This window comes from Rhodococcus sp. NPDC059969 (genome assembly GCF_042738325.1).
Taxonomy (GTDB): domain Bacteria; phylum Actinomycetota; class Actinomycetes; order Mycobacteriales; family Mycobacteriaceae; genus Rhodococcus_F.
On the sequence record NZ_JBHWUF010000001.1, the window covers coordinates 85,160 to 107,161 of the forward strand.

Annotated in this window: 21 protein-coding genes; 8 read left to right on the forward strand and 13 right to left on the reverse strand. The window is 61.4% G+C overall.

All coding sequences use genetic code 11. The features are described 5' to 3' along the window. The first annotated feature begins 19 nt into the window (after positions 1–19). Positions 20–322 carry a hypothetical protein gene (locus tag ACFWAD_RS00425; RefSeq protein ID WP_378540499.1) on the forward strand — a complete coding sequence of 101 codons (303 nt, stop codon included), beginning with the start codon at positions 20–22 and terminating at the stop codon, positions 320–322. Between the two features lie 264 nt (positions 323–586). On the opposite strand, the gene ACFWAD_RS00430 is transcribed toward ACFWAD_RS00425, so the two are convergent. The 4 genes from ACFWAD_RS00430 to ACFWAD_RS00445 are packed head-to-tail and all read right to left on the reverse strand — an operon-like array spanning position 587 to position 4,935. Then, a complete protein-coding gene (locus ACFWAD_RS00430) occupies positions 587–1,234 on the reverse strand; it encodes a hypothetical protein (protein WP_378540501.1) in 648 nt (215 codons plus the stop codon). Beyond that, positions 1,218–2,933: a GMC oxidoreductase gene (locus ACFWAD_RS00435; protein ID WP_378540503.1), complete on the reverse strand. Its 1,716-nt coding sequence runs from the start codon at positions 2,931–2,933 to the stop codon at positions 1,218–1,220. Before ACFWAD_RS00435 ends, ACFWAD_RS00430 begins: the two co-directional genes overlap by 17 nt. Beyond that, positions 2,930–4,414, reverse strand: a complete 1,485-nt coding sequence (locus ACFWAD_RS00440; protein WP_378540505.1) for a flavin-containing monooxygenase — start codon at positions 4,412–4,414, stop codon at positions 2,930–2,932. Before ACFWAD_RS00440 ends, ACFWAD_RS00435 begins: the two co-directional genes overlap by 4 nt. After that, positions 4,411–4,935, reverse strand: coding sequence for a TetR/AcrR family transcriptional regulator (locus ACFWAD_RS00445; RefSeq protein WP_223304522.1), 525 nt, complete (start codon positions 4,933–4,935; stop codon positions 4,411–4,413). The genes ACFWAD_RS00440 and ACFWAD_RS00445 overlap by 4 nt, the downstream gene beginning before the upstream one ends. 192 nt (positions 4,936–5,127) lie before the next feature. On the opposite strand from ACFWAD_RS00445, the gene ACFWAD_RS00450 reads away from it, so the two are divergent. The 5 genes from ACFWAD_RS00450 to ACFWAD_RS00470 all read left to right on the forward strand — a co-directional run bounded on the left by ACFWAD_RS00450 (position 5,128) and on the right by ACFWAD_RS00470 (position 8,953). Then, positions 5,128–5,832, forward strand: a complete 705-nt coding sequence (locus ACFWAD_RS00450; RefSeq protein ID WP_378540507.1) for a LuxR C-terminal-related transcriptional regulator — start codon at positions 5,128–5,130, stop codon at positions 5,830–5,832. 167 nt (positions 5,833–5,999) lie between these two features. Beyond that, positions 6,000–6,266, forward strand: a complete 267-nt coding sequence (locus tag ACFWAD_RS00455) for a response regulator transcription factor (protein ID WP_378537032.1) — start codon at positions 6,000–6,002, stop codon at positions 6,264–6,266. A gap of 182 nt (positions 6,267–6,448) precedes the next feature. Next, entirely contained in the window at positions 6,449–7,492 is a 1,044-nt protein-coding gene (locus ACFWAD_RS00460; RefSeq protein ID WP_378540509.1) for a sensor histidine kinase, read from the forward strand. Then, a complete protein-coding gene (locus tag ACFWAD_RS00465; RefSeq protein WP_378540511.1) occupies positions 7,489–8,535 on the forward strand; it encodes a hypothetical protein in 1,047 nt (348 codons plus the stop codon). The genes ACFWAD_RS00460 and ACFWAD_RS00465 overlap by 4 nt, the downstream gene beginning before the upstream one ends. Before the next feature lie 112 nt (positions 8,536–8,647). Further along, positions 8,648–8,953: a hypothetical protein gene (locus tag ACFWAD_RS00470; protein WP_378445695.1), complete on the forward strand. Its 306-nt coding sequence runs from the start codon at positions 8,648–8,650 to the stop codon at positions 8,951–8,953. Between the two features lie 6 nt (positions 8,954–8,959). Here the strand turns inward: ACFWAD_RS00470 and ACFWAD_RS00475 are convergent, their stop codons facing one another. From ACFWAD_RS00475 to ACFWAD_RS00485, 3 genes are read right to left on the reverse strand one after another with little or no spacing between them, the layout of a single operon-like run. Next, positions 8,960–9,871, reverse strand: coding sequence for a hydroxymethylglutaryl-CoA lyase (locus ACFWAD_RS00475; protein ID WP_378445694.1), 912 nt, complete (start codon positions 9,869–9,871; stop codon positions 8,960–8,962). Position 9,872: 1 nt separating this feature from the next. After that, the gene (locus tag ACFWAD_RS00480) at positions 9,873–11,087 is read right to left on the reverse strand and encodes a CaiB/BaiF CoA transferase family protein (RefSeq protein ID WP_378537022.1); all 1,215 of its coding nucleotides are present in this window, start codon (positions 11,085–11,087) and stop codon (positions 9,873–9,875) included. A gap of 36 nt (positions 11,088–11,123) precedes the next feature. After that, entirely contained in the window at positions 11,124–12,890 is a 1,767-nt protein-coding gene (locus tag ACFWAD_RS00485; RefSeq protein ID WP_378540513.1) for a multicopper oxidase family protein, read from the reverse strand. Positions 12,891–13,162: 272 nt separating this feature from the next. Between ACFWAD_RS00485 and ACFWAD_RS00490 the strand changes: the two genes are divergently transcribed. Further along, complete coding sequence (locus ACFWAD_RS00490) at positions 13,163–14,461, forward strand: DUF222 domain-containing protein (RefSeq protein WP_378540515.1); 1,299 nt, start codon at positions 13,163–13,165, stop codon at positions 14,459–14,461. 89 nt (positions 14,462–14,550) lie between these two features. Here ACFWAD_RS00490 and ACFWAD_RS00495 read toward each other — a convergent pair whose 3' ends face one another. Together ACFWAD_RS00495 and ACFWAD_RS00500 are read right to left on the reverse strand one after the other, a co-directional pair. After that, on the reverse strand, positions 14,551–15,483 hold the full coding sequence (locus tag ACFWAD_RS00495) for an oxygenase MpaB family protein (RefSeq protein WP_378537014.1): 933 nt from the start codon (positions 15,481–15,483) through the stop codon (positions 14,551–14,553). Position 15,484: 1 nt separating this feature from the next. Beyond that, on the reverse strand, positions 15,485–17,272 hold the full coding sequence (locus ACFWAD_RS00500; protein WP_378542871.1) for an acyl-CoA dehydrogenase: 1,788 nt from the start codon (positions 17,270–17,272) through the stop codon (positions 15,485–15,487). 138 nt (positions 17,273–17,410) lie between these two features. On the opposite strand from ACFWAD_RS00500, the gene ACFWAD_RS00505 reads away from it, so the two are divergent. Next, positions 17,411–18,052: a TetR/AcrR family transcriptional regulator gene (locus ACFWAD_RS00505; RefSeq protein WP_378445687.1), complete on the forward strand. Its 642-nt coding sequence runs from the start codon at positions 17,411–17,413 to the stop codon at positions 18,050–18,052. A 169-nt stretch (positions 18,053–18,221) separates the two neighbouring features. On the opposite strand, the gene ACFWAD_RS00510 is transcribed toward ACFWAD_RS00505, so the two are convergent. Genes ACFWAD_RS00510 through ACFWAD_RS00525 form a run of 4 tightly spaced genes read right to left on the reverse strand, consistent with a single transcriptional unit; the run spans position 18,222 to position 21,896 of the window. Then, positions 18,222–19,256 (reverse strand): aspartate-semialdehyde dehydrogenase, encoded by a 1,035-nt coding sequence (locus ACFWAD_RS00510; protein ID WP_378537010.1) that lies wholly within the window; start codon positions 19,254–19,256, stop codon positions 18,222–18,224. Positions 19,257–19,262: 6 nt separating this feature from the next. Beyond that, on the reverse strand, positions 19,263–20,528 hold the full coding sequence (locus ACFWAD_RS00515) for an aspartate kinase (RefSeq protein WP_378540517.1): 1,266 nt from the start codon (positions 20,526–20,528) through the stop codon (positions 19,263–19,265). Positions 20,529–20,577: 49 nt separating this feature from the next. After that, positions 20,578–21,531 carry a hypothetical protein gene (locus ACFWAD_RS00520; protein WP_378540519.1) on the reverse strand — a complete coding sequence of 318 codons (954 nt, stop codon included), beginning with the start codon at positions 21,529–21,531 and terminating at the stop codon, positions 20,578–20,580. Continuing rightward, on the reverse strand, positions 21,531–21,896 hold the full coding sequence (locus ACFWAD_RS00525) for a hypothetical protein (RefSeq protein ID WP_378540521.1): 366 nt from the start codon (positions 21,894–21,896) through the stop codon (positions 21,531–21,533). The genes ACFWAD_RS00520 and ACFWAD_RS00525 overlap by 1 nt, the downstream gene beginning before the upstream one ends. Positions 21,897–22,002 lie beyond the last annotated feature (106 nt).

Sequence of the window (22,002 nt, forward strand, 5' to 3'; positions counted from 1 at the left end):
ACCAGCTCAGGAGACTCCTGTGAACCGAGTGACGAAGATGCCACCTCAGCCCTGTGCAGGGACGAGCGTCGCAACCACCCACGAATGTCAGGTTCGACGCGCCAAACGCTCGCGAAATCGTGGGTCGTATGCGGACGACCTCATCGACTTCGCAATCCTGTGGCGCCCGTGGAACGGTGCCACTGCCGAGGACATCTTCGTCACTTTCGGTCTGTCGCCGCGAACTTATTTCAACCGACTGCGGTCAGCGCTGAGCGGCCCCGCGGGATCGGACCTGTGCACGGCACTGAAAAAGGAACTCGCCCAACTCGGCCCTGCCTGAACTCTTCGGCCCTGCCTGAACTCACTGCACACCGCGTCTGAAACTACTTGGCGATCCCCGGGAACAAATTCGGGCAGACCACCGTTGAACACCCTGTCGGCGTCCGAACAAGCCCCGGGCCCCACCCCTTTTGTCGCTGCGAGCGACCACCCGCCGAGAGGCGCCTGTGAGACGTCGACACCTGACTTTCACACCACACGACCAAGGCCGCCCGGTCCCTGACAGGGGCGGCCTTGGTCGCTTTTCCGCGGGTCAAACCAACTACTACCTGTGCTCGGCTGCTCCCGTAGTCATTTTGCCGCCCAGAATCACGACACCGTGATGGGTGCCCGCAGCCAGCCAGCTCGGCAGTGTCGGCCCCTCTGCCTCGACGCTCACACGCGCGTATCGGAACGATCCGGCCAGCCTCGCCGACGCAATCGCCACACCGCCGCCGGATTCCGGCTGTGCAAACCCCAACGCCCCGGCAATCGGCAGACGCGGCCCGAACATCCGCGTGTCCGAGCGCACCCGCCATCCGTCACCGGTTGCCGTGAATTTCCGCTGCACGTCTCCGTCGAACTCGGCCAGAACCTTCGGCAGTTGCCAGTGGACCCGTCCGCCGTGCACCGACGGTTCCGAATCCACCGCGATGAAAGGGACCGTCATTCGCGGCATCGGCCCGATCCGTTTTCCCGGCGCATGCAAGACGGGGCTGGCGAGGATCTCGCGATACGGACCGACCGGAGAATCAAGGTAGTCCACCATCATGGCCACCGTCATCGGGATCGTTCGACCGTCCGGCCCGAGCTCGCGCGCCGCCGACGTACTGCGGTGCCACCACAATGTCGCGCGAACGCGAGCAGGCCATGGCGGCGGATCACTCACCGGCCAGTCGACGCGGTCACTTGTCGATTCAGGCACGCTCCACATCGGACACCTTCTCAGCTCGAATGGTCAGGGGAAGCCGCAAAGCTCCTGGTGCATGCGTCGGCACCACCGGATCGGACGGCAAAGTCGGATCGATACGTACGTATGGCTCGCCGGCCTCCGGGCGGGCGTCCGCGCCACCTTTGTTCGGCCACATCGCGCACGCTCGTTCCGCCTGTGCCGTGATGGTCAGGGAAGGATTCACTCCGAGATTCGCGCTCACCACCGAACCGTCCATGACGTGCAGTCCCTCATGACCGTATGCACGCAGATACGGGTCCACGACGCCACTGGACGCGTCGTCACCGATCGCGCAGCCGCCCAGAAAGTGCGCCGTCATCGGGATGTTCACGATCTCGGCGATGGAACCTCCCGGGTCGCCGTCGATCTTAGCGGCTACCTTACGAATAGCTTTATGGCCCTGCGGAATCCACTGAGGAGGCGGATCACCCGGTCCCGGCCTGCTGGTGAGTGAACGTCCGAATCGTTTGGTGTTCTTGGAGAGTTCGAGGGAGTTGTCGTCGGTCTGCATCACCAGCGCGATGACGGTTCGCTCGGACCAGTTCCGCACCGACAACGATCGCAAGAATGCCCCTGGGTGCCGGGCCGCGACAGCCAGGGTCTTCAGCACCCGGGGAGTTCGCCCACCTCCGTCACTCAGGACGGTCTGCAGAAGCCCTATTGCATTGCTGCCCTTGCCGTATCGCACCGGTTCGATGTGAGTGTGATCGTCGGGGTGAAATGACGATGTGATCGCGACACCCTGCGTAAAGTTCTGTCGACGCGACTTCGACGTTGCGGCCAGTACGGCTTCGGAATTGGTACGTATGACGGTGCCCAGAGTGTCCGACAGGCCCGGCAAGGCACCGGATTCCTTCATACCGAGCAGCAGTCTCGCCGTTCCGTACGTTCCGGCGGCAACCACCACTTGGTCGGCGGTGAACCGAACTTCTCGTCGGCGGACGCCATCCGTTCGCCTCGCCAGCAGGTGGTACCCACCGCTTGCCGCCGGCCGCAGGTCGGTGACGGTCGTGAGCGGATGCACTCTGGCGCCCGCTTGCTCGGCAAGATGGAGGTAGTTCTTGACCAGCGTGTTCTTTGCCCCCACGCGGCACCCGGTCATGCATCCCCCGCATTCGGTGCAGCCGGTGCGCTCGGGTCCCTTCCCGCCGAAGAACGGGTCCGGCACGGAAACTCCCGCCTCCCCGAAGAAGACGCCGACGGGTGTGGACGTGAAGGTCTCCCCCACACCCATTTCTTCCGCTACCTCCTTCATCACCGCATCGGCGGGAGTGAAGGACGGATTGGTGCGAACACCCAACATCCGCTTGGCCTGGTCGTAGTACGGCGCCAGCTCGTCGTGCCAGTCCGTGATGTGCGCCCACTGACGGTCTTCGAAGAACCGCCTGGGTGGCTGATACAACGTGTTGGCGTAGTTCAACGATCCTCCGCCAACCCCGGATCCCGCCATCACCAGCACATCCGGAAGCAGATGGATTCGCTGCACGCCGTAGCACCCAATCCAAGGCGCCCACAGATACTTTCGCAGTCGCCAACTGGTTTCGGGTAGCTCGTCGTCGGAAAACCGTCGACCGGCTTCAAGCACCCCGACGCGGTAACCCTTCTCCGTCAGGCGAAGAGCGGCGACACTGCCACCGAATCCCGATCCGACCACCACCACGTCGTAGTGCGTCGTGGTCATGCCTCTACGCTCTCGATCTTGCGAGCCGAGTAGTTCTCACGATCGAAATGCTCCAGCAGCGACCGGAATTTGAAAGTGAACGTCGGCCACTGCACCGAGTTGCGTCCCTCCGGATCGATGTACCAGCTCGAGCATCCACCCTTGTTCCACACCGTGTGCTTCAACTCGTGCTGAATTCCCTTGTTGTAGTGCACCTGTACCGACTCGTTGACATCGAGAGCGTCCAGTCGCTCACGCTTCATGGTGTTCAAGGCGTCGTTGACGTACTCGGCCTGGGACTCGAGCATGTAGACGATCGAACTGTGACCGAGGTTGGTGTTCGGACCGTACATGAGGAACAGATTCGGGAACCCGCTCACCGCAGTGCCTTTGTACGCATTGGGGCTTCCGTTCCAATGCGCGGCCAGCGTCTCGCCCCACTTTCCTGTGATCAGATGCGCTACAGGAGGTTCCGTCGGTGTGAACCCCGTGGCGAAGATGATGGTGTCGACTTTGTGCTCGACTCCGCGTCCGTCGACCACTCCGTTTTCGGTGACCGAGACGAGCCCACTGTCGACCAGACTCACGTCCGCGCGGTCAAGGGTGCGCAACCAGTCGTTGGACAGGAGCATGCGCTTGCAACCGATCGTGAAATCGGGAGTCAGTTTCCGGCGCAACTCCGGATCTTTCACCTGTCGGCGCAGATGGACGCGCGCGGCCGCCTCGAAGGCAGGCAGCACCCACGTCGCGTGCGACATCGCGGCACCGAGTAGTTCACGGAAGCCGTAAACCCATCCCCGAACCACCTTCTGTGTAGCGGGAATCCGCGAGTACACGGCCTTCTGCGCAGCAGGCAGGGTGCGATCCATTCGCGGGATCACCCAGGCCGGAGTTCTCTGGAACACGGTGACGTGGGCCGCCGGATCGGCAATTTCGGGAACGAACTGAACCGCCGACGCTCCCGTTCCGATCACGGCTACGCGCTCACCACGCAGTTCGTGTTCGTGCTTCCACGTCGCCGAATGGAAAGTGGTCCCCGAGAATTGGTCGAGACCGGGGAAATCCGGGATCTTGGGCGTCGACAACGCCCCGGTCGCAGCGACCAGAGTCTTGGCCGTCAAGGACCCTCGGGATGTTCGAATACGCCACAGCGCCGCATCCTCGTCCCAAACAGCAGCTTCTAGCTCGCAGTTCAGGACTACGCGATCCCCGATGCCGGTGTCTGCAGCCACCTTCTTCAAGTAGTCGTAAATCTCGGGCTGACGAGCGAACGTGTGACTCCAATCGGCGCTCGGCGCAAAAGAATACGAGTACAACGCCGTCGGCACGTCACAGGCACAGCCTGGATAGGTGTTGTCGCGCCAGGTGCCACCGATATCAGCTCCGCGCTCGATCAACACGACGTCCGCTGCTCGGTTGTCGCGGAGCATTCTGGCCGCCAAACCCATACCCGCGAATCCGGCACCGACGATCAACGTTTCGACATGTTCGGGAAGCTTCACTTCTTCTCCACTCGGGATTGCCAGGCCGGCAACAGTCGCGCTCTGAGCGCGTCGTCGGCTTCGGATGTACGGAAAAGGGCTGAGACGGCAAGCCCACGGACTAGTTCGATGGTGAGTTCGACCGATTCGGAATCGAAGCGATCGCCGAACAACTCCGCGCTACCGAATTCGAGTGCCTCACTTACCTTGCGTTCGAGAGGCACCGTCGCCGCGTGCAGAACGGGATCGGTTCGCGCCGCGACCCACAATTCGAGGGCGGCATAGAACAGCGGCCCGGAGAACGCGTCCGCCAGGACCTCGAGGCCTCGACCGCGATCCACTTCAGCGGTGAGGATTTCTTCCAGTCGCTTGTCGACCAAATACTCGACGGCTGCAACGACCAGCGATTCCTTCGTCGGAAAATGATGCAGTTGCGTACCCCGCGAAACGCCTGCGCGGCGGGCGATCTCTTGCGTACTGGTCCGTGCGTAGCCCAGTTCGACCAGCGACTCGACGGCGGCGTCGAGCAGGCGCCCACGCATCGCGGCAGTTCGTTCGGCCTGCGTACGGCTTACTTTCGCATCAGACGTGGTCTCGGTCACAAGACAACTGTAGAGCTGAAACGTAAAACAGTCCAGGCTGACTTCAAAACTTAGCCAGCCGATAACTTTATCCAGACCAACCGGTCAGCTTCCCTGATAACGTCTTCGCATCGAGAGGAGGGAATCGTTCGTATGTCAGAGCAAACAGTATTTCCACACCGCCGTGTCGGGTTGGTGGAAGACCACGAGTCGGTGGCTATCGGCTTGTCCGTGATGCTGAAGGACGAGCCAGATCTCGAGTTGGTGTGCATCGCGACCACCGTGTCCGAACTGCTCGCTCAGAACGTCGCCGTGGATTTGGCAATTCTCGACCTCCGGCTGGCTGACGGGTCATCGCCCAAGAGCAACGTCGAGCAACTGCGGGCAGCCGGGCTCGAGACATTGATCTTCACCGGAGCAGAGAACCCGTTTCTCGTTCGCTCGGCCGCCCGTGCCGGCGTGCTGGGTGTTGTACGCAAATCCGAGCCGACTGCCGTCGTGGTTGATGCGATTCGTTCCGCCGCGTCGGGAGGGCAGGTGGTGACGACGGAGTGGGCTGCCGCCATTGACGGGGATCCAGGTCTAGGTGAAGTGGGTCTGAGTCCTCGGCAACTCGAGGTACTCGAACTTTACGCATCCGGAGAGAAGGCGGATCGCGTTGCGCGGCTCACCGGATTGTCGCCGCAAACGGTCAACGACTACCTCCAGCGCATCAGGCAGAAATATGCGGCCGCCGGACGGCCGGCCCCCACAAAGACTGATCTGTACAAACGCGCGGTCGAGGACGGGGTGTTGCCGATTCCGGAACGGACGAATTTCGGGAGCAATCTGACATTGACCAACAATGACCTTCAGTAATGAAGCTGTTTCGCTGACAATTACTTTCGCTAAGGCTGCCCCTGGAAATATGGGCAGAGGAATTGATGTCTGGGACAAAGGACCAACTTCGACTTACATTCTCCTGGTAAGAAGACGGCGCTGTCGGGGAGTCTGTCATTCCGCTATTCGAAAGAAAGACGAAACTCATGACCGTCACTGTGGAAAACTGCACGGCACAAGAACCTGTCGGACCACACCTTTCGGAGCGCGAAGTCGAGGTTCTCAGGGCGTGGCTACTCAGTGATTCGAAGTCACGCGTCGCTCAAAACCTCTACATAAGCGTGGGAACAGTGGGAACCCACCTGTCCCGGATTCGCGAGAAGTATGCCTACGTTGGAAGGAACGCACCGACGAAATGCGAACTACTCGTGCGAGCGATACAAGATCAGATAGTCACGATCGACGAACTCTGATCGGACTGCCTCGCCAGTCCCTGACGGATGAGAGTCAATCAAGTACTACCGATTCCACCTTCACCGACAAGATCCTTCGACTGTTCGGTAGATTCGTCTGTACCGGCTACTTGTTTTACCTGCTCATCCTGATTCCGAATATCAGGGACGCAGCAGCAACCACCGCGGCCTGGTGGACACCGGTGGCAATCTTCGCGATATTCGGAACAGCCGTGGCATTGGGGCTTTCGACGTTCCTCCCCCAGACGATCTGGATTCGTCGAGCTGCCGCAGTCAATGCAATCGTCTACATTCTCGTTGCGTGCGCGTGGTGGCCCGCCTGGACCGGCGAACATGTCCAAGGGTTCGGGACGTGGCTCGCCAACATCCCTGGTGTCGCCGGGCTCGCGGCCGCAGCTGCATGGCAGCCTGCCTGGGCTCTGCTGTACCTCGGAGTTGGAGTCACGCTTGTCCAACTGATCAATCACACCATCCGTGAAGCACCCCTGTTCTATCTCCTGATTCCGGACCTCAGCGCTGCGCTGATGTTCTGCACAGTTTTTGTTGCAGCGTCCGTCGTCGCACTTCGCACCGGACAAACCCTTGACGCCACCATTGCCACTACCCACGCTGCGGCCGCCGGCGCCGCGGCTGCAGCTGCCAAGGACGTCGAACGGGAACGTTTCAACGCCCTGATCCACGACACCGTGATGTCGACCTTGTTGGCTGCGGCGCGAAACGACTCCGATTCCACAGTCGCCGAGCAGTCCCGACGCACACTGACCCGCCTGGACCATCTTCGGTCTGGAGTCGAGTCCGCAGAACGATTGGACCCGGATGCGGTTCTCGCTCAACTCCGTTCGGCGGCATCGGAGGTCGACGAGAACGTCGCCTTCACGTCACACGTCGGGCCAGACGCCAACACTGTCGAGTTTCCGTCGGATCCGGTGAGTGCTCTCGCCGCAGCCTTGAGTGAAGCGCTGCGGAACAGTAAGAAACACGCAGGGCCGGACGCACGCCGTTCAGTCGACGCAATTGTCGAAGAAACTCGAATCGAGGTGACGGTACGTGACAACGGAATCGGTTTCGATCCGCGCACCGTACCGACACATCGACTCGGCATCGCCGTGAGCATTCATGCCAGGGTACGCAATATCCCCGGAGGTGCAGCGCACGTCGGGTCTACTCCGGGAGCAGGAACCACAGTCACTCTGTCCTGGCAGAGACCTGAGGGGGCTCCTCGATGAACAACGCCGCGGGGAGCATCACCGCCGGCAAAGACATCCGCGACCTACTCGGAATGCGTAGCAGATCCGCTCTCGTTCTGGTTGTCTGCTTCACCGTCACGTACTCGATTTCCGCCGCGTACGGGACAAGCGGAGTCAAGTCCTGGTGGCCGCTGGCGGTCGCGGTACTCGTTGGGTCGGCAGCTGCTTTCTCCATCGTCCTGACCGACGGGGATCCCATGCCCCTGCCCCAGGGCATCCTTCTCAGTGCTACGGGCTTAGTCGCCTGCGGCGCGGTGTTCATGGTACTGCCGGTACCGGTGCATAATCCGGCACAACTCTGGCCTTTCGGAATGTGTACTGTCGTCTTCACCTTCATGTGCGTGCGGGGAAGAACGGGCTACGCCTGGCTCGGTGTGATTCTACTAATTGCTTCCTCGATTGCCTGGTCGATTGTCACAGGCCAAGGCCCGATGTACGGCTTTTCCGAATCCTTCGCCAACGTCGGGCCAGTCTTGATGTCGACGGTCTTCGCCCTCACGATTCGGCCACGAGCCAAGATGATCTTCGCACTACGCCAAGCATCTACCGAACGCATCGCCGCGGAAGCAGCCACTTCGGCAGTCATCGAAGAACGAGACGCCCAACTCGACAGACTCAACATGCTGGCCCGGCCCCTGCTCGAGCGGATTGCTTCAGCCGTGCCGATGGATTCCACCGAGAAATTGGCCTGTGAGCTTCTCGAAGCTCAACTACGTGACTCGCTCCGAGCGCCAGGATTTCAGAAGAATCACGTAGTCGATGCCGTTGCCCTTGCGCGGAGCCGCGGCGTCGAGGTGGTACTGCTCGACGACCACGGAATGGATGACGCGAACCCCGCTGTGCGCGACCGAATCCACTCGAGCATCGTCCGGGAACTCACCGCGATCACGCGAGGCAAAGTGACTATTCGGATCCTTCCACCACGGCGCACCGCCATGGCCACGATGCTGGTCGACACCGAAGACGTTCGACGAATCGAGTTCGATCACAACGGAATGCAACTGATACGGCAGAAGGGTTAGCGGAGCTCGGCACCGCATCCGTGTCCGTCGATCCGACTACAGGCAGCACCATCGATCCCTAATAGCTTTCGAGGAGAATGAGATTCACCGGGTCGATCACCAGGAGAAAAGAATGATCTTCGAACTGCGTCCAGCACATATCGCTCGCGCCCTCGCCGCGCTGTGCGCACTTCCGATTTTGTGGACCTTCGCAGTCGAGGGAATCACCACGACAACGGAATACGACTACAGCACAGGCGAAGCGTCCTCGTCGAGCGACCTGGGCTCCCAGATCGGAAGTGTCGCGATCTGGATCGTCCTAGCGATCATTTTTGCCGCCGGTGCATGGTATCTGGAGAAGCAGCGCATCGGTTGGCCGCCGGCGGCACACGAACAGTTGGTCAAACTGCAGCTCGCGTCACCCAGCCGAGACGAGTAAGGCTCCCTATCGCTTCCGATCACCCGCGCGGAGGAGATTACTGGGAACTGCATGGCCCACAATCTCTTCCGCAACGGCAGCGGCACGAATGCTCGCGTCCAGGTCGATACCTGTCGCAATGCCCATGTCTTCGAGCATGTAGACCAGTTCCTCAGTCGCAATATTGCCACTGGCACCTGGAGCGAACGGACAACCGCCTAGACCGCCGGTGGACGCGTCCAGGTTTCGAACACCGTGCTGCACAGCCGCCAACGCGCAGGCAAGACCAGCGCCGCGAGTGTTGTGGAAGTGCACACCCAACCCGAAGTCGCCCACTCTTTCGCCCACGGCGTCGATCAACCGTCCGACACGCCCCGGCGTGGCAGTGCCGATGGTGTCCGCGATCGAGAACTGATCAGCGCCGAACTCTTTGGCCTGCTCCGCAATCCGCAGAACACGATCCGGATCGGTGGGACCGTCGAACGGGCAGTCCCAGGCTGTGGCCACGATGACCTCTACCCGCCCACCGGCGTCGTGGACGATCTGAACGACTTCTCCGATACGTTCGGTTGCTTGCTCGGTGGTCGACCGGGTGTTGGCTTCGCTGTGTCCATTCGATGCCGACACAACGTATTCGACGGTTTTCATTCCTGCAGCGACGGCCCGTTTCGCTCCTCCGATTCCGGCGACCAATGCCGAGAACTCGATGCCCGGCCACTGGTGCAGTTCTGCGGCCAATAACTCCGCGTCCGCCAATGCCGGCACAGCGCGCGGCGAGACGAACGACGTCGCCTCGATGCGCGAAACACCCGTCGCAGCCAGAGCTTCGACAAGTCGAAGTTTCTCCGCCAGCGACACCGGGTCTTCGATCTGCAACCCGTCCCGTGGCCCGACTTCACGAATACTGACTGCTGGAATACCCGCGTCAGGGACCGACATGTCAGATCACGCCCTTCGTTTTCAGTTCTGCCTGCTCGTCGTCCGAGAGTCCGAGGAGCCCGCCCCAGACCGAGGAGTTGTCGTGACCCGGCGCCGACGCTCCCGCGTTGCGCACCGATCCAGGGGTCTCACTGAAGGTAGGCACGACGCCCAAACCGAGGACGTTTTCTCCGATCCGCTCGTCGTAGTGGTCGACAAGCATTCCCCGTTCGATCAACTGAGGATCCTTGACGACGTCTTCAACCGTGTTGATCGGCCCGGCAACAACTCCCACTTCGGTCAGCCGTTCCACCAGCGTCGCGGGATCCTGTGCCACAACCCATTCGGCGATCAGTTCGTCGAGTTCGTCCTGGTGCTTTCCCCGCGCAACGTGATCCGCGAAACGCTTGTCCTGAGCAAGTTCCGGTGAACCCATGATGCTGCACAGCCGAGCGAACAACGTGTCCTGATTGGCCGCGATCACCACCCAGTTTCCTTCAGAGGTCTGATAGATGTTGGACGGCGCGATACCCTCCAACCTCGTTCCCGAGGGCTGTCGGATGATGCCGCCGCGGTCGTAATCCGGAATCGTGGATTCCTGCACCGCCAGACAGGATTCCGTGAGAGCAACGTCGACGACCTGACCGCGGCCGGTCCGCTCTCGTGAGAGCAACGCCGCCAACACTCCCTGAACGGCGAACATCCCGCCGAGGGAATCTCCGAGCGAAAGAGCAATACGCGGAGGTGCCTGCCCTGGATAGCCATTCAGATGCCGAAATCCGCTGACTGCCTCAGCCACCGAGGCGTAGCCGGCACTCTTCGCCTGCGGCCCGCTCTGCCCGTACCCGGATACCCTGGCCAAGACCAACTTCGGGTTGCGCGCGCTGAGCACGTCGAATCCCAGTCCCCATTTTTCGAGGGTGCCCGGCCGGAAGTTCTCGACCACCACGTCCGCATGTTCGACCAGATTCAGAAACAGGTCTCGTCCCGCGTCGACGCGAAGGTCCAACGTCACACACCGTTTGTTGCGGGCGTGAACCGTCCAGAAGAATCGATGACCGTCCTGCTCAGCCTGACCCCAGGTACGAAGCGGGTCTGGGCGGTCCGGTGATTCGATCTTGATCACGTCGGCTCCCATGTCGCCGAGCAATTTCCCGGCGAAGGGCCCGGCGATCAAGGTTCCGAGTTCAATCACCCGATATCCGTCCAGGGGCCCGGTGGGCGCACCTTCCGACACAGCTGCCTCCTCTGGGAACTTTTCTCCCTTTGAAGGCTACGTCACCACCCGATATCGCAACATCATGTCGTGGTCTTCGTGATCGAGCATGTGGCAGTGCCAGACGTACCCCTGCAGGTCCTCCATGCCGGCCTCACCGTGTGCCGAGTGATCCGCCATGGAACCTCTCGCGAATGTTGCATCCGGATCGAAGCCCAGCTCGTCCGCCGTCGGAAAGCGAACGATCACGCGGGTAATCGAGTTGGCATCCACGATGACAGTGTCCTTCTCCCCCGTTTCCCACACTTCGGGAGGCCGCAGCGGGGAGGTCAGGAACTCCTCGGCCGACGGCGTCCACCGGACCCCCAGGTCAGGTACCGGATACCGCTGCATCAGCGCTGCAGTGTCGATGTTCTGGCGTCCCACAACGCGGAACGCCACCAGATGCAGATGAATCGGATGCGGTTCCGTGGTGATGTTGATCAGATTCCATTGTTCGACGGTCCCCTGGCGCGGCAATTCGATATCCGAATCGGTGAACCGCAAATTGTTGAGCGACATGGTGATCGAGGGATAATCCGAGGGACGCGACAGCTGCATGATCGTGAGATTTCGCACCACATCCGGGGACGCAGGCTCGGCGGCAACGGAATTCAGCTGCTGGGGGATCGTGCCGGTGAACCCTGCTGCACTGCCCACGTCGAATCGGCAGAAGACCGGCATCACCTGCGTGCCGCGTTGAGCCACCGCAAGAGGTACCGGTTCATCGTTGCGCAATTCCACCGTCGTGCCCGGCTCGAGCATGCTGAAGTCGACCAGCAGATCAGCGCGTTCACCTGGACTCAACCGGACGTGATCCGTCGGCGCAGGAGCGGCCAATAGTCCGCCTTCGGACCCGATCACCCAGAACCGCATACGATTTGCGAAGTGTAGATTCCACACCGAGTAGGTTGCGGCGTTGAGCAGTCGCAATCGATACAGTCCGCGAGCCACCTCCACTTTCGGCCATACGACGCCGTTCACCACACCCACGTCACCAGGAGTCGCCGGATCCCATGAACCTTGCGGAGTGAGCCACGTGGAACGGACACTCTGCTGACCGTCGGAGGTGAATACCTTGTCCTGCAGAATCATCGGAAGCTCGAACTCACCGGACGGCAAGCCGAGAGAGTTCCCGGCTGTGCCTGTGTCAGCTTCGTCACGGAGAAAATACATCCCGACCAGCCCGGCGTAGACGTTGAGGCGAGTCATCCCCATGGCGTGATCGTGGTACCAGAGATTACCGGCCGCACGACCATTCGTGTATTCGTGGACCAAACCTTCGCCCGGCCGTTGAATCAACTCCGGATGTCCGTCGAACTGTGGTGCAGTAACTCCTCCATGCAGGTGAAGCGAGGTGGGGACCTGTGTGCGGTCGAGGTCGCTCACACCGTGCAGGCCCGGATCGACATCGGCGGCAAGCGGATACGCAGCAATGTCATTGGCGTATCGCACTGTCACGAGCTGATCGACGTGCGCCTCGATGGTGGGGCCCAGATAGTCCAACCCGCCGTATCCCAGCGAAGGCGACGACGGTAGGTCCGGATGGAACCGGTGCATCGACGACGCCGCGCGAAGTTCCAGATTGCCACCCGAAATGCCCGGCAGGACAGGAAGGGGCTCCCGGAACGGTTCCAGCCGGGGTGACGGAAGTTGGAACGGGCGCAGTGGATCGACATCAGGAGGTCGAGCCGTCGCAGATCCAGCGGACAATGCACTCAGTCCAGCGAGCAGACCAAGCCCTTGAACAAACGATCGGCGACGGATCTTGTGTGACTCGTCCACTCACGGCCCCCTCACGCTGACGGCATCCGGAGCGGGTTACCCGTGTGCTCACGCGGTCAAACGCCGACCGCATTCTTTAGCCAAGTTTGAGAATCGGTGGCCTATACCCCACCCCATCGGTCGTGACACTCGATGACGGCCTCCGTCCCGACGAAACACATTCGCGGACAACGGATGCACTCCTGAATCTTTGGGAGAAACCGAGGATTCAAAAACGCTCTTGACTCGAAAGTATGTTCGAGTATGATTCAAGGAGGGGATCGGGGGATTCAATGAGTGTCTATCTGTCGGACGTGGTATCGGGTTCTGCGGTGGGGTTACGCGGACGCCTGTGGCGGTTGTCTGCTGCGGAGTTACGGGCTGCTGCGGTGTCGGCGAGTATCGAGATTCTGCGCCTGGAAGCCGTTCGGGTGGCGGTGGTCGACGAACTGGCGATGCGTCCGGATGATCAGGTGATTGCGTCCCGCGGAGTCGGTGCGTGGTTGGCGGCGAACACGATGCTGCAGGTTCGGGACGGGAAGAAGATCGCCGCGTTGGGTGCAGCTTTGCGGCCGTTTCCCGCGGTGGCAGCGAGTTTCGATGCGGGGGATTGCTCGTTCGAACATGCCGTCTTGATCGTCGCGTTCTGCGAATCACCACCGAAAGGCATGCCGGACGAAGCGCTACCGAAGTGCATCGATTTGTTGCTCGCAGCAGCGTCGGGTGTGGAGGCGACAACGACGAAGGTGCGGCACGTTATCGCAACATTGGAGCGGATGTTCGAGTCCGATGAGATTCCACCCGCCGAAGACGTCGACCAGAACGAACTGCGGATCGCCTCGACCTTGAACGGCCGGGTGGTGGTGCGCGGCGATTTCGACGCCCTCACCGGCGAAATGCTGCTGTCGGCGTTGTCGAATCTGACGATGCCCACCCCAGCACCCGACGGAACTCCCGATGCTCGGTCGGCGGCGAAGCGGACGGCAGACGGGTTCACCGAACTGATCCGCCGCTATCTGGACTGTGCCAAGACCGGTACCGATGGCGGCCAACGACCGCACGTGAACGTGCACATCAATGCTCGCGATCTCGCTGAGCATCGGGATTGTGCCGCCGCGCCTTCTGATGGTGAAGAGTCCCCGTCTGATCTCGACGTCGGACACATGCCATGGCTCGGACCGCTGTCGGTCTCACAGACCAGACTCCTCGGCTGCGATTGCTTCCTCTCGACCGTCCTACTCGACGCTCACGGCGCACCCTTGGATGCGAAACCCGGAAAACGATTGGTCAACGCCGAACAGAGAGTGGCGTTGATCGCCCGAGACAAGGGCTGCGCCTTCCCCGGCTGCATATGCGTACCGGCCTGGACCGACGCACACCACATTAAGCACTGGGCCAACGGCGGCCCGACAGTGATGAACAACCTTGTCCTACTGTGCCGTTCGCACCACCGGCTGATGCACCGCAAAGCGGGGTTCGTCGGAAAATGGGAAATCAGAATAGGCGTCGACAACAAACCGTGGTTCATCCCACCGCCCTCGATCGACCCGCAGCGGCACCCCAGGCCGGCGAACACCACCTTCAAAACCTGAGAAGAGCTTCTCGGGGACAACAGAACACGGCCAGGCTCCGCATCGGACATCAGCACCCGATACGGAGCCCACAGGCCGTGGCGAACCCGTCAGACTGCCTGCGGAACCTTGGCGGCTCGCGGGAATCGCTCCCGAATCTCTGCTGGGGTGACAACCCTCGGGTCGAGGGGTTGCTCGTCACGCAGGTGCCGCTCCAACACCTTGCCCGTCATCGGCGCAATGACTTTCAGAGCAGTGGTCATATTCTTCGGTGAACTGCCCACCCGGACTGCAGTTCGCACCGCGGGCGCAATTGCCCTGTCCAACAACGCGGGCTGATCGAACCCACCCATCGTTCGCATCCAGCCGGGCAAAGTCGCGATAGTGGCCGGCGCGACCAATCGGCTGAAGGCCGCGAACTTCGTCTTCCCCTGCGCTCTCGGAGTTCTCAACAAGTAGTGCATTGCCCGGTTGGCACGCTCGGAGGTACACAATCTGGGCCTGACTTCTGCGAAGTACTCACGTACCTCGTCTCGGGAGCGTGGAACGTCGGAGGTCTTGCATGTCTGTAGTTCGGCAGCGATCACGCATTCTTCCCAGTACCGCTGCTCTTCGACGGCGGAGAGTGGGCCCGGCCCATACATCTCGTAGCACTTGAGCACCGAATGCCAACCGGTCACGTGGATCCACAGTTGTGACGCCGGATTGTTTGCACTGTAACGAGTTCCGGTGATCGGTTCGATGCCCGTGGCCTGAGCGTGAACCGTCATGAGATGGTCGGACAAGGCCAGTGCCGTCCGCCCGTCGGCAGTGGCGACGGTCAGGAAGTAGGCCAAGGTTCGGTCGAGTCGCCCGGCCGGATCGCTGTAGATCCCGCTCATGTCTGCCACTGCGGCAGCAAGAAAGGGGTCGAAGTGCTCGAGCACCACTGACCGTTGGAAACCGATCAATGCTGTCGGAGCCGCCCATATTTTCCAACTGGGTGATCCTGGGCCGAAGAAGCCGTAATCCTCACGCGGTCGATTCATTGTCAGTTCAGACATTTCATTCCTCCCCGTTCGTTTCGCGAGCACCGTTCATTTCGTATGCACCGGACAGAGCAACAACCTGCTGCCAGACGTACTCGAATCGCTCGGCCGCAAACGCGGGGCGCCGAATGGATGCGAGAGCCAACCGTTGTTGATCTTCACTGGCACTGGGCTTGCCGTACAACTCCACCGCCGCAGCACTGAAGTCGCGAACCAAGACATCGAAGATCTGATCCAGGACCCCGCCGTCGCGCTGCCCCTCGTCCAATCCCAAGATCTCGGCCTGTTCGAGGATCAGCTGGCCGTAGACGACGAGGGTGAAGAGTTCGGTGATCGCCAAGCCGAAGTCCAAGTCGACCTGCTGCGCCGCATCCGGTGCAGCTTCGGCCAAAAGGGTCACGAGCGCTTCTGCCTGCTCGACGAACAGCGCGACGTTGGGAACATCCGCGAACTTCGCGTACACCGCTCGCCAGTCATCGAATCGAACCTTCGACAGCCCGCGTGCCGGGCCCTGACGGAACAGGAACTCGTCGTCGGCGGCGTCATTGCGCGTCGGAATCGCCGGAAATGACTCGGGGGCAAAGAGGTACGCCGGCATGAACTTGGCGATAAGGGCGAGATTGACGGCGACGGTCCCTTCGAGCTTGGGCAACCCGTCGACATCCATCTTGGCCACCGCGAGGTAGCTGTCTTTCTCGAAACCCTTTGCCGCAGCGATGTCGGAGAGCAGTCCGATCACTTTCTGCGCTTCGGTTGTCACCTTCATCTTGGTGACGGGGTTGAACAAGAGATAGCGGCGGTCTTCGGGCGATGCAGTACGGAAATAATCCACCGCTCGATCCGAGAAAAGCCTCATTGCCAGCAGGCGCGCGTACGCGTCTACGAACTCACGTCGCACGTGAGGGAAGGCGGTGACTGGATTACCGAACAGAATTCGATTGTGCGCGTGGGTGATCGTCTCGTACAACGCATGTGTCGACATACCGATTCCACCGAAGCACAGGTTGAACTTTCCGATGTTCACCGTGTTGAGTGCGGCACTGAAGGCTGCCTCACCGGTATGCAGAATACCTTCTGCCGCAACGGGATAGTCGGCGAGAGAGAACTCCGCCACGTACATCTGCGCCGGAACGATGTTCTTCACCACGGTGAATGCCGGATGGTCCGAGTCAGCGTAGAAGAAGACGTACTGATCAGCACCCTCCACTCCATCGACGCGACCGAAGACGGAAACAGTGTTGGCACAGTTGCCATTTCCGATGTAATACTTCGAACCGCTGGCCAGGTAGCCGCCACCGCCGTTCGGCGTCAAGACCATGTCGGTGGAGTAGACGTCGGCGCCGTGCTCTTTCTCGGACAATCCGAATGCCGCAACACCTCCGGAATTCAACGCGGAAGCTGCTCGCGCCCTTGCCGTCTCGTTGTCGCTCTGCCACACCGGCCCGAGACCGAGAATGGTCACCTGCCACGGGTACCAGTAGTTGAGTCCGTAGAAGCCGAGGATCTCGGACAGCGCGGCGATACGACTGGTATCCCAGCGCTTGTCGGAGTCACCACCGCTGTCGCGGGCCGGCGTCAGAAATGTGGCGAACAACCCTTCCTTCGCCGCGAAATCGAGGAAATCGGAGTAGAAGGTCTTGTCGTGATAGTCGGCCAGGAGCCGACTCTTTCCACGTGCCTCGAACCAGTCGACGGTCGCGCCCAGCAGTCTCCGCGTGGTCGCGTCGAACTCCGGCCGATCGTAAGTGGAGGGATGAAGCAACAGATCATTCGGCGCTGTCATAGCGGTTGTTCTCCTCGAGATCTCGGCAGAGGCGCCTCACTGAGCACCCCTTCGAATACAACGCCACCGTAACAATTGCACACGCCGAATACAACGGTTGCGTATGATTCATGGAGAAGTGGCTGGCAGATTAGGGTGGGAGCGGAGGTGAGGCACACGATGACCAGGTCACAGGCAGACACAACGGACACACCGCGTCGAAAGTACGCTCCGCGCATGGCGCCCGAGCAACGTCGCGAACAGCTCCTCGACGCAGCATTCGAGGTCACCGGCCGCGTTGGCCTGCACAACCTCAGCATGGAATCAGTCGCCGCCGAAGCCGGCGTCGGCAAGCCCGTCCTCTACACAATTTTCGACACGAGAACCGATCTCGTTGCCGCACTGCTGCGCCGCGAGCACGAGCGAGCCATCGCTCAGGTGCTCGAAACCATGCCGACAGATCTGAGCGAGCTCGGCCCAGCCGCGTCGTACACCGGAACCGTTGGAGCCTTCGTCGACGCCGTACTCGCGAACCCGACGCGCTGGCGCCTGATTCTCACGTCTGTCGAGAACGCACCCAGCGAGTATCACGGTCTGTTGAAGCTCTCACGCGGAGCCGTTTTCGCTCGCGCCGAAGAACTGGCCCGCGCCGGAATTGCCATCGAACCGAAACTCGAAGGACTGGATCCGGTTCTCCTCGCCCACACGATGATGTCGTTTGCCGAAATGCTCGGACGGTTGGCCGTCAGCGACCCCGAAAGCTATACCCGAGAACGACTTTCCAGCTTCGCCGTAGCTCTCGCCCAATCGGTAGGTCGCTAGAAAGACGACTGAAACCTGTCGGTGAACTCGGTGCGCTTCTCGCCAAGGCGTATTCGGACGCCGACGACCTCGGCGGCCTGGTCGCGATCTCCGAACTGGACTGAAACGCACCAGCAAAACGACAGTGACCCCGCACCGCAAGGCACGGGGTCACTGGCAAAAAAGATGCTTAGCCGACCAACAGCTCGGCAATCTGAATCGTGTTGAGAGCGGCGCCCTTACGCAGGTTGTCACCCGAGACGAAGAGCGCGAGTCCGCGGCCCTCCGGAACACCCTCGTCCTGACGGATGCGACCGACCAGCGACGCGTTGCCACCGGCAGCGGCCAGCGGCGTCGGAACCTCTACCAGCTCCACACCGGGAGCATCGGCGAGGATTTCCTTCGCACGAGCGACCGAGAGCGGGTTGGCGAACTCTGCGTTGATCGCGAGCGAGTGCCCGGTCACGACGGGAACGCGCACGCAGGTGCCCGAAACCAGCAGATCAGGAAGTCCGAGGATCTTGCGGCTCTCGTTGCGGAGCTTCTGATCTTCGTCGGTCTCGCCGCTTCCGTCGTCGACCAGCGAACCTGCGAGAGGCAGGACGTTGAACGCGATGGGAGCGACGTAGTTGTTCGGGGCCGGGAAGTCGACGGCACTGCCGTCGTGAACCAGCTTCTCGGCGTCGCCGACAACGGCGCGCACCTGGCCGAGGAGTTCCTCGACGCCGGCGATGCCGCTACCGGACACAGCCTGGTAGCTGGAGACGATCAGACGCTGCAGACCAGCTTCGTCGTGCAGAACCTTCAGCACCGGCATCGCTGCCATGGTGGTGCAGTTGGGGTTCGCGATGATGCCCTTGACCAGGTTCTTCGCGTCCTGCGGGTTGACCTCGCTGACCACGAGGGGAACCTCGGGATCCTTGCGCCACGCCGAAGAGTTGTCGACAACGGTCGCACCGGCAGCGGCGAACCGCGGAGCCTGTGCACGGGACAGCGTCGCACCGGCGGAGAAGAGGGCGATGTCGATGCCCTTCAGGTCCTCGTCGGACGTAGCTGCAGCATCCTCGACAACGATCTCTTCGCCGCGGAACGTCAGCTTCTTGCCGGCAGAGCGTGCCGATGCGAAGAACCGCACCTTGTCTGCGGGGAAGTTACGTTCTTCGAGCAGAGTGCGCATGACGATGCCGACCTGACCGGTCGCACCGACAACAGCGATTGTCGTCATCAGAAATTACCGTCCTGTTCCTGCGTGTACTACAGCTTCTTCGTCGCCGCCCAGTCCGAAGGCTGCGTGGATAACGCGCACGGCGTCGTCGAGTTCGGTGTCCTTGACCAGCACGGAGATGCGGATCTCGGAAGTCGAGATGAGGTCGATGTTGATGTCGGCCTTGGCCAGCGCCTCACAGAACGTGGCCGTGACACCCGGATGGCTGCGCATGCCGGCGCCGACGAGGGAGACCTTGCCGATGTGGTCGTCGAACAAGATCTGTGTGAAACCGATGTCATCCTGACGCTTGGTCAGGATCTCGACGGCGCGCGGGCCGTCAGCCGTCGGCAGCGTGAAGGTGATGTCCGTCTTGTTGGTCTCCACCTTGGAGATGTTCTGCAGCACCATGTCGATGTTGATCTCGGCATCGGAGACAGCGCGGAACACCTTGGCAGCGTGTCCCGGTGTGTCCGGCAATCCGACAACGGTGATCTTGGCTTCGCCGCGATCGTGCGCGACTCCGGTGATCAGGGCCTCTTCCACAGGAATGTCCTCCATCGATCCGGACACGATTGTTCCGGGCTTGGTGGTGTATGACGAACGGACGTGCACTGGCACGTTGTAGCGACGGGCGTACTCGACACAGCGGAGCATGAGCACCTTGGCACCGCACGCTGCGAGTTCGAGCATTTCCTCGAAGGAAACCGTCTCGAGACGGTGAGCGTCGGGGACGATGCGCGGATCGGCGGAGTAAACGCCGTCGACGTCGGTGTAGATCTCGCAGACGTCCGCGTCGAGAGCAGCTGCCAACGCCACGGCAGTGGTGTCCGAGCCACCGCGTCCGAGCGTCGTGATGTCCTTGCTGTCCTGGCTGACGCCTTGGAATCCGGCGACCAGAACGATCGAGCCCTCGTCGAGCGCGGTGCGAACACGGCCCGGGGTGACGTCGATGATCTTGGCGTTTCCGTGGCTGCCGGTGGTGATGACTCCGGCCTGTGAGCCCGTGAACGAGCGAGCCTCGGCACCGAGAGAATGAATTGCCATCGCAACCAAGGAGTTGGAGATGCGCTCACCCGAGGTCAGCAGCATGTCCATTTCACGGGCCGGCGGGGAAGGGCACACCTGCTGAGCCAGGTCGAGCAGCTCATCGGTGGTATCGCCCATCGCTGACACCACGACGACGACATCATTGCCGGCCTTCTTGGTCTCGACGATCCGTTCAGCGACTCGTCGGATGCGCTCGGCGGTTGCCACCGAGGATCCGCCGTACTTCTGGACGACGAGAGCCACGCGTTTCTACCTCCAGGTCGAAATTGTTTACAGATACCAGAGGTCGAGCTTACCGAGGTGGTCCTGGGACTTCCCGATGCGTACTGCTGTTCGCCTCAGATCCCCGCGGGATCAGTTGCGAGATCCGCGCTCGCATCAACGTCGCAGAACGCGAGCCACCGGCAACATAACCGACCACCGCGACGGCAACTCCGCAGGCGAGAAGGACGCGGATAGTGCTGACCAGCGAAACTGCGAGCGCGTCGTACACCGCGACTGCCGCCTCAGATGACGGTATGTCTGAATTCTGTAAATAGACCCGACGCACGACGGCCAGCGCCACCAGCAGGGCGATCATCGCCACCGCGGTCGCCAGCCCGACCAGGGACAGCGCCCGCATTCGCCCCGGTGCAACTGCGACGGCCGCGATCGCACACGCCACCGACACCCACGGCAGCCAAGCCGCTGCTCGGTCGAGAGAGTTCGAGAGGTCCTGAGCCCGCACCAGCTCGTCGGACTGCAGGATCTCGAACTGCGGATCGAACGTCGGGAGACGATCGACGACGGTGAATCCGCGATCGCGGAGGTTCGTCCGCAGTTCTGTCATGACCGGTTCGAGGGACAAGGTGACTGTTCCGCTGTCGTCGGACCGAACGATGCCGTCGGTGGCCCGGCCGGTCACCATCGCGGCAAGTTGCACGTGCGCCTGACGGTTGGCCGCGGTCCAGAGCGTCGCAAACTTCTCGCTCGAGACCAACGACTGAGCCGCCTCGCGAACGAGTCTCTCGGCCTGTCTCGTCACCACCTGCGGAAACCCGTCCAACCGCTGCGTCAATTCCTCGGTCAGCCGGTCAACGACAGCCGCTTGGACAGCAGGTTCGGAAGCCAACGGGGCAACCGTCTCGACGTAACTGTCGGTGTCGTTCACCTGGGTGTGGACGAACAGCGCAACCACCGAACCGGCAGAACCGAGCCCGGCGAGAACGATCAGCAGTGAACAGACGACCCAGCGGATCGAACGCATCACGTGTGCTTGGCGCGCGCCGGTCGGATCTTTGCGGTGATGCGGTGAATGCGGTGATCGTCAGCGGGTATCCGGAAAGTCTCGGTAACCCGAACGGTCATCAGGCTCCGCCCGAACAACCCGGCGTCAAGGAGGTACTCAGCCGTCAGGTCGTCCCCGTCGACCGTCCACTCCACCTCACGAATGTCGCGGATCACGCGATACTGAGGACCTCCGGAAAGGCTGCGCCGCAGATGATTCCCCGAAAATCCGGTCTTGAGCCCGACCTCGTGGCGTACCGCGTCCGGAGCCAGCGGTACGGAACTGCCATCGTGACTGCGGAGCGCGTCGAGGTACGTGCTCGCCACGGCGATTCGGGGATCCATGGACGACAGTCCACCATTTTCGGTGCCGAAACGGCAGCACAATTCGGCGACAAATTGGACATGAGGGCGAACCCCACCGTTTTCTCGCGAAATCCAGGAGTAGAGT

Excerpts from the sequence above, each read along its gene's own strand:
- ACFWAD_RS00430 (WP_378540501.1), bottom strand. The coding sequence starts at position 1,234 with ATGTGGAGCGTGCCTGAATCGACAAGTGACCGCGTCGACTGGCCGGTG.
- ACFWAD_RS00435 (WP_378540503.1), bottom strand. The coding sequence starts at position 2,933 with ATGACCACGACGCACTACGACGTGGTGGTGGTCGGATCGGGATTCGGT.
- ACFWAD_RS00445 (WP_223304522.1), bottom strand. The coding sequence starts at position 4,935 with ATGCGTGGGCGCCTGCTCGACGCCGCCGTCGAGTCGCTGGTCGAACTG.
- ACFWAD_RS00450 (WP_378540507.1), top strand. The coding sequence starts at position 5,128 with ATGTCAGAGCAAACAGTATTTCCACACCGCCGTGTCGGGTTGGTGGAA.
- ACFWAD_RS00455 (WP_378537032.1), top strand. The coding sequence starts at position 6,000 with ATGACCGTCACTGTGGAAAACTGCACGGCACAAGAACCTGTCGGACCA.
- ACFWAD_RS00465 (WP_378540511.1), top strand. The coding sequence starts at position 7,489 with ATGAACAACGCCGCGGGGAGCATCACCGCCGGCAAAGACATCCGCGAC.
- ACFWAD_RS00470 (WP_378445695.1), top strand. The coding sequence starts at position 8,648 with ATGATCTTCGAACTGCGTCCAGCACATATCGCTCGCGCCCTCGCCGCG.
- ACFWAD_RS00475 (WP_378445694.1), bottom strand. The coding sequence starts at position 9,871 with ATGTCGGTCCCTGACGCGGGTATTCCAGCAGTCAGTATTCGTGAAGTC.
- ACFWAD_RS00490 (WP_378540515.1), top strand. The coding sequence starts at position 13,163 with ATGAGTGTCTATCTGTCGGACGTGGTATCGGGTTCTGCGGTGGGGTTA.
- ACFWAD_RS00495 (WP_378537014.1), bottom strand. The coding sequence starts at position 15,483 with ATGTCTGAACTGACAATGAATCGACCGCGTGAGGATTACGGCTTCTTC.
- ACFWAD_RS00505 (WP_378445687.1), top strand. The coding sequence starts at position 17,411 with ATGACCAGGTCACAGGCAGACACAACGGACACACCGCGTCGAAAGTAC.
- ACFWAD_RS00510 (WP_378537010.1), bottom strand. The coding sequence starts at position 19,256 with ATGACGACAATCGCTGTTGTCGGTGCGACCGGTCAGGTCGGCATCGTC.
- ACFWAD_RS00520 (WP_378540519.1), bottom strand. The coding sequence starts at position 21,531 with ATGCGTTCGATCCGCTGGGTCGTCTGTTCACTGCTGATCGTTCTCGCC.
- ACFWAD_RS00525 (WP_378540521.1), bottom strand. The coding sequence starts at position 21,896 with ATGGATCCCCGAATCGCCGTGGCGAGCACGTACCTCGACGCGCTCCGC.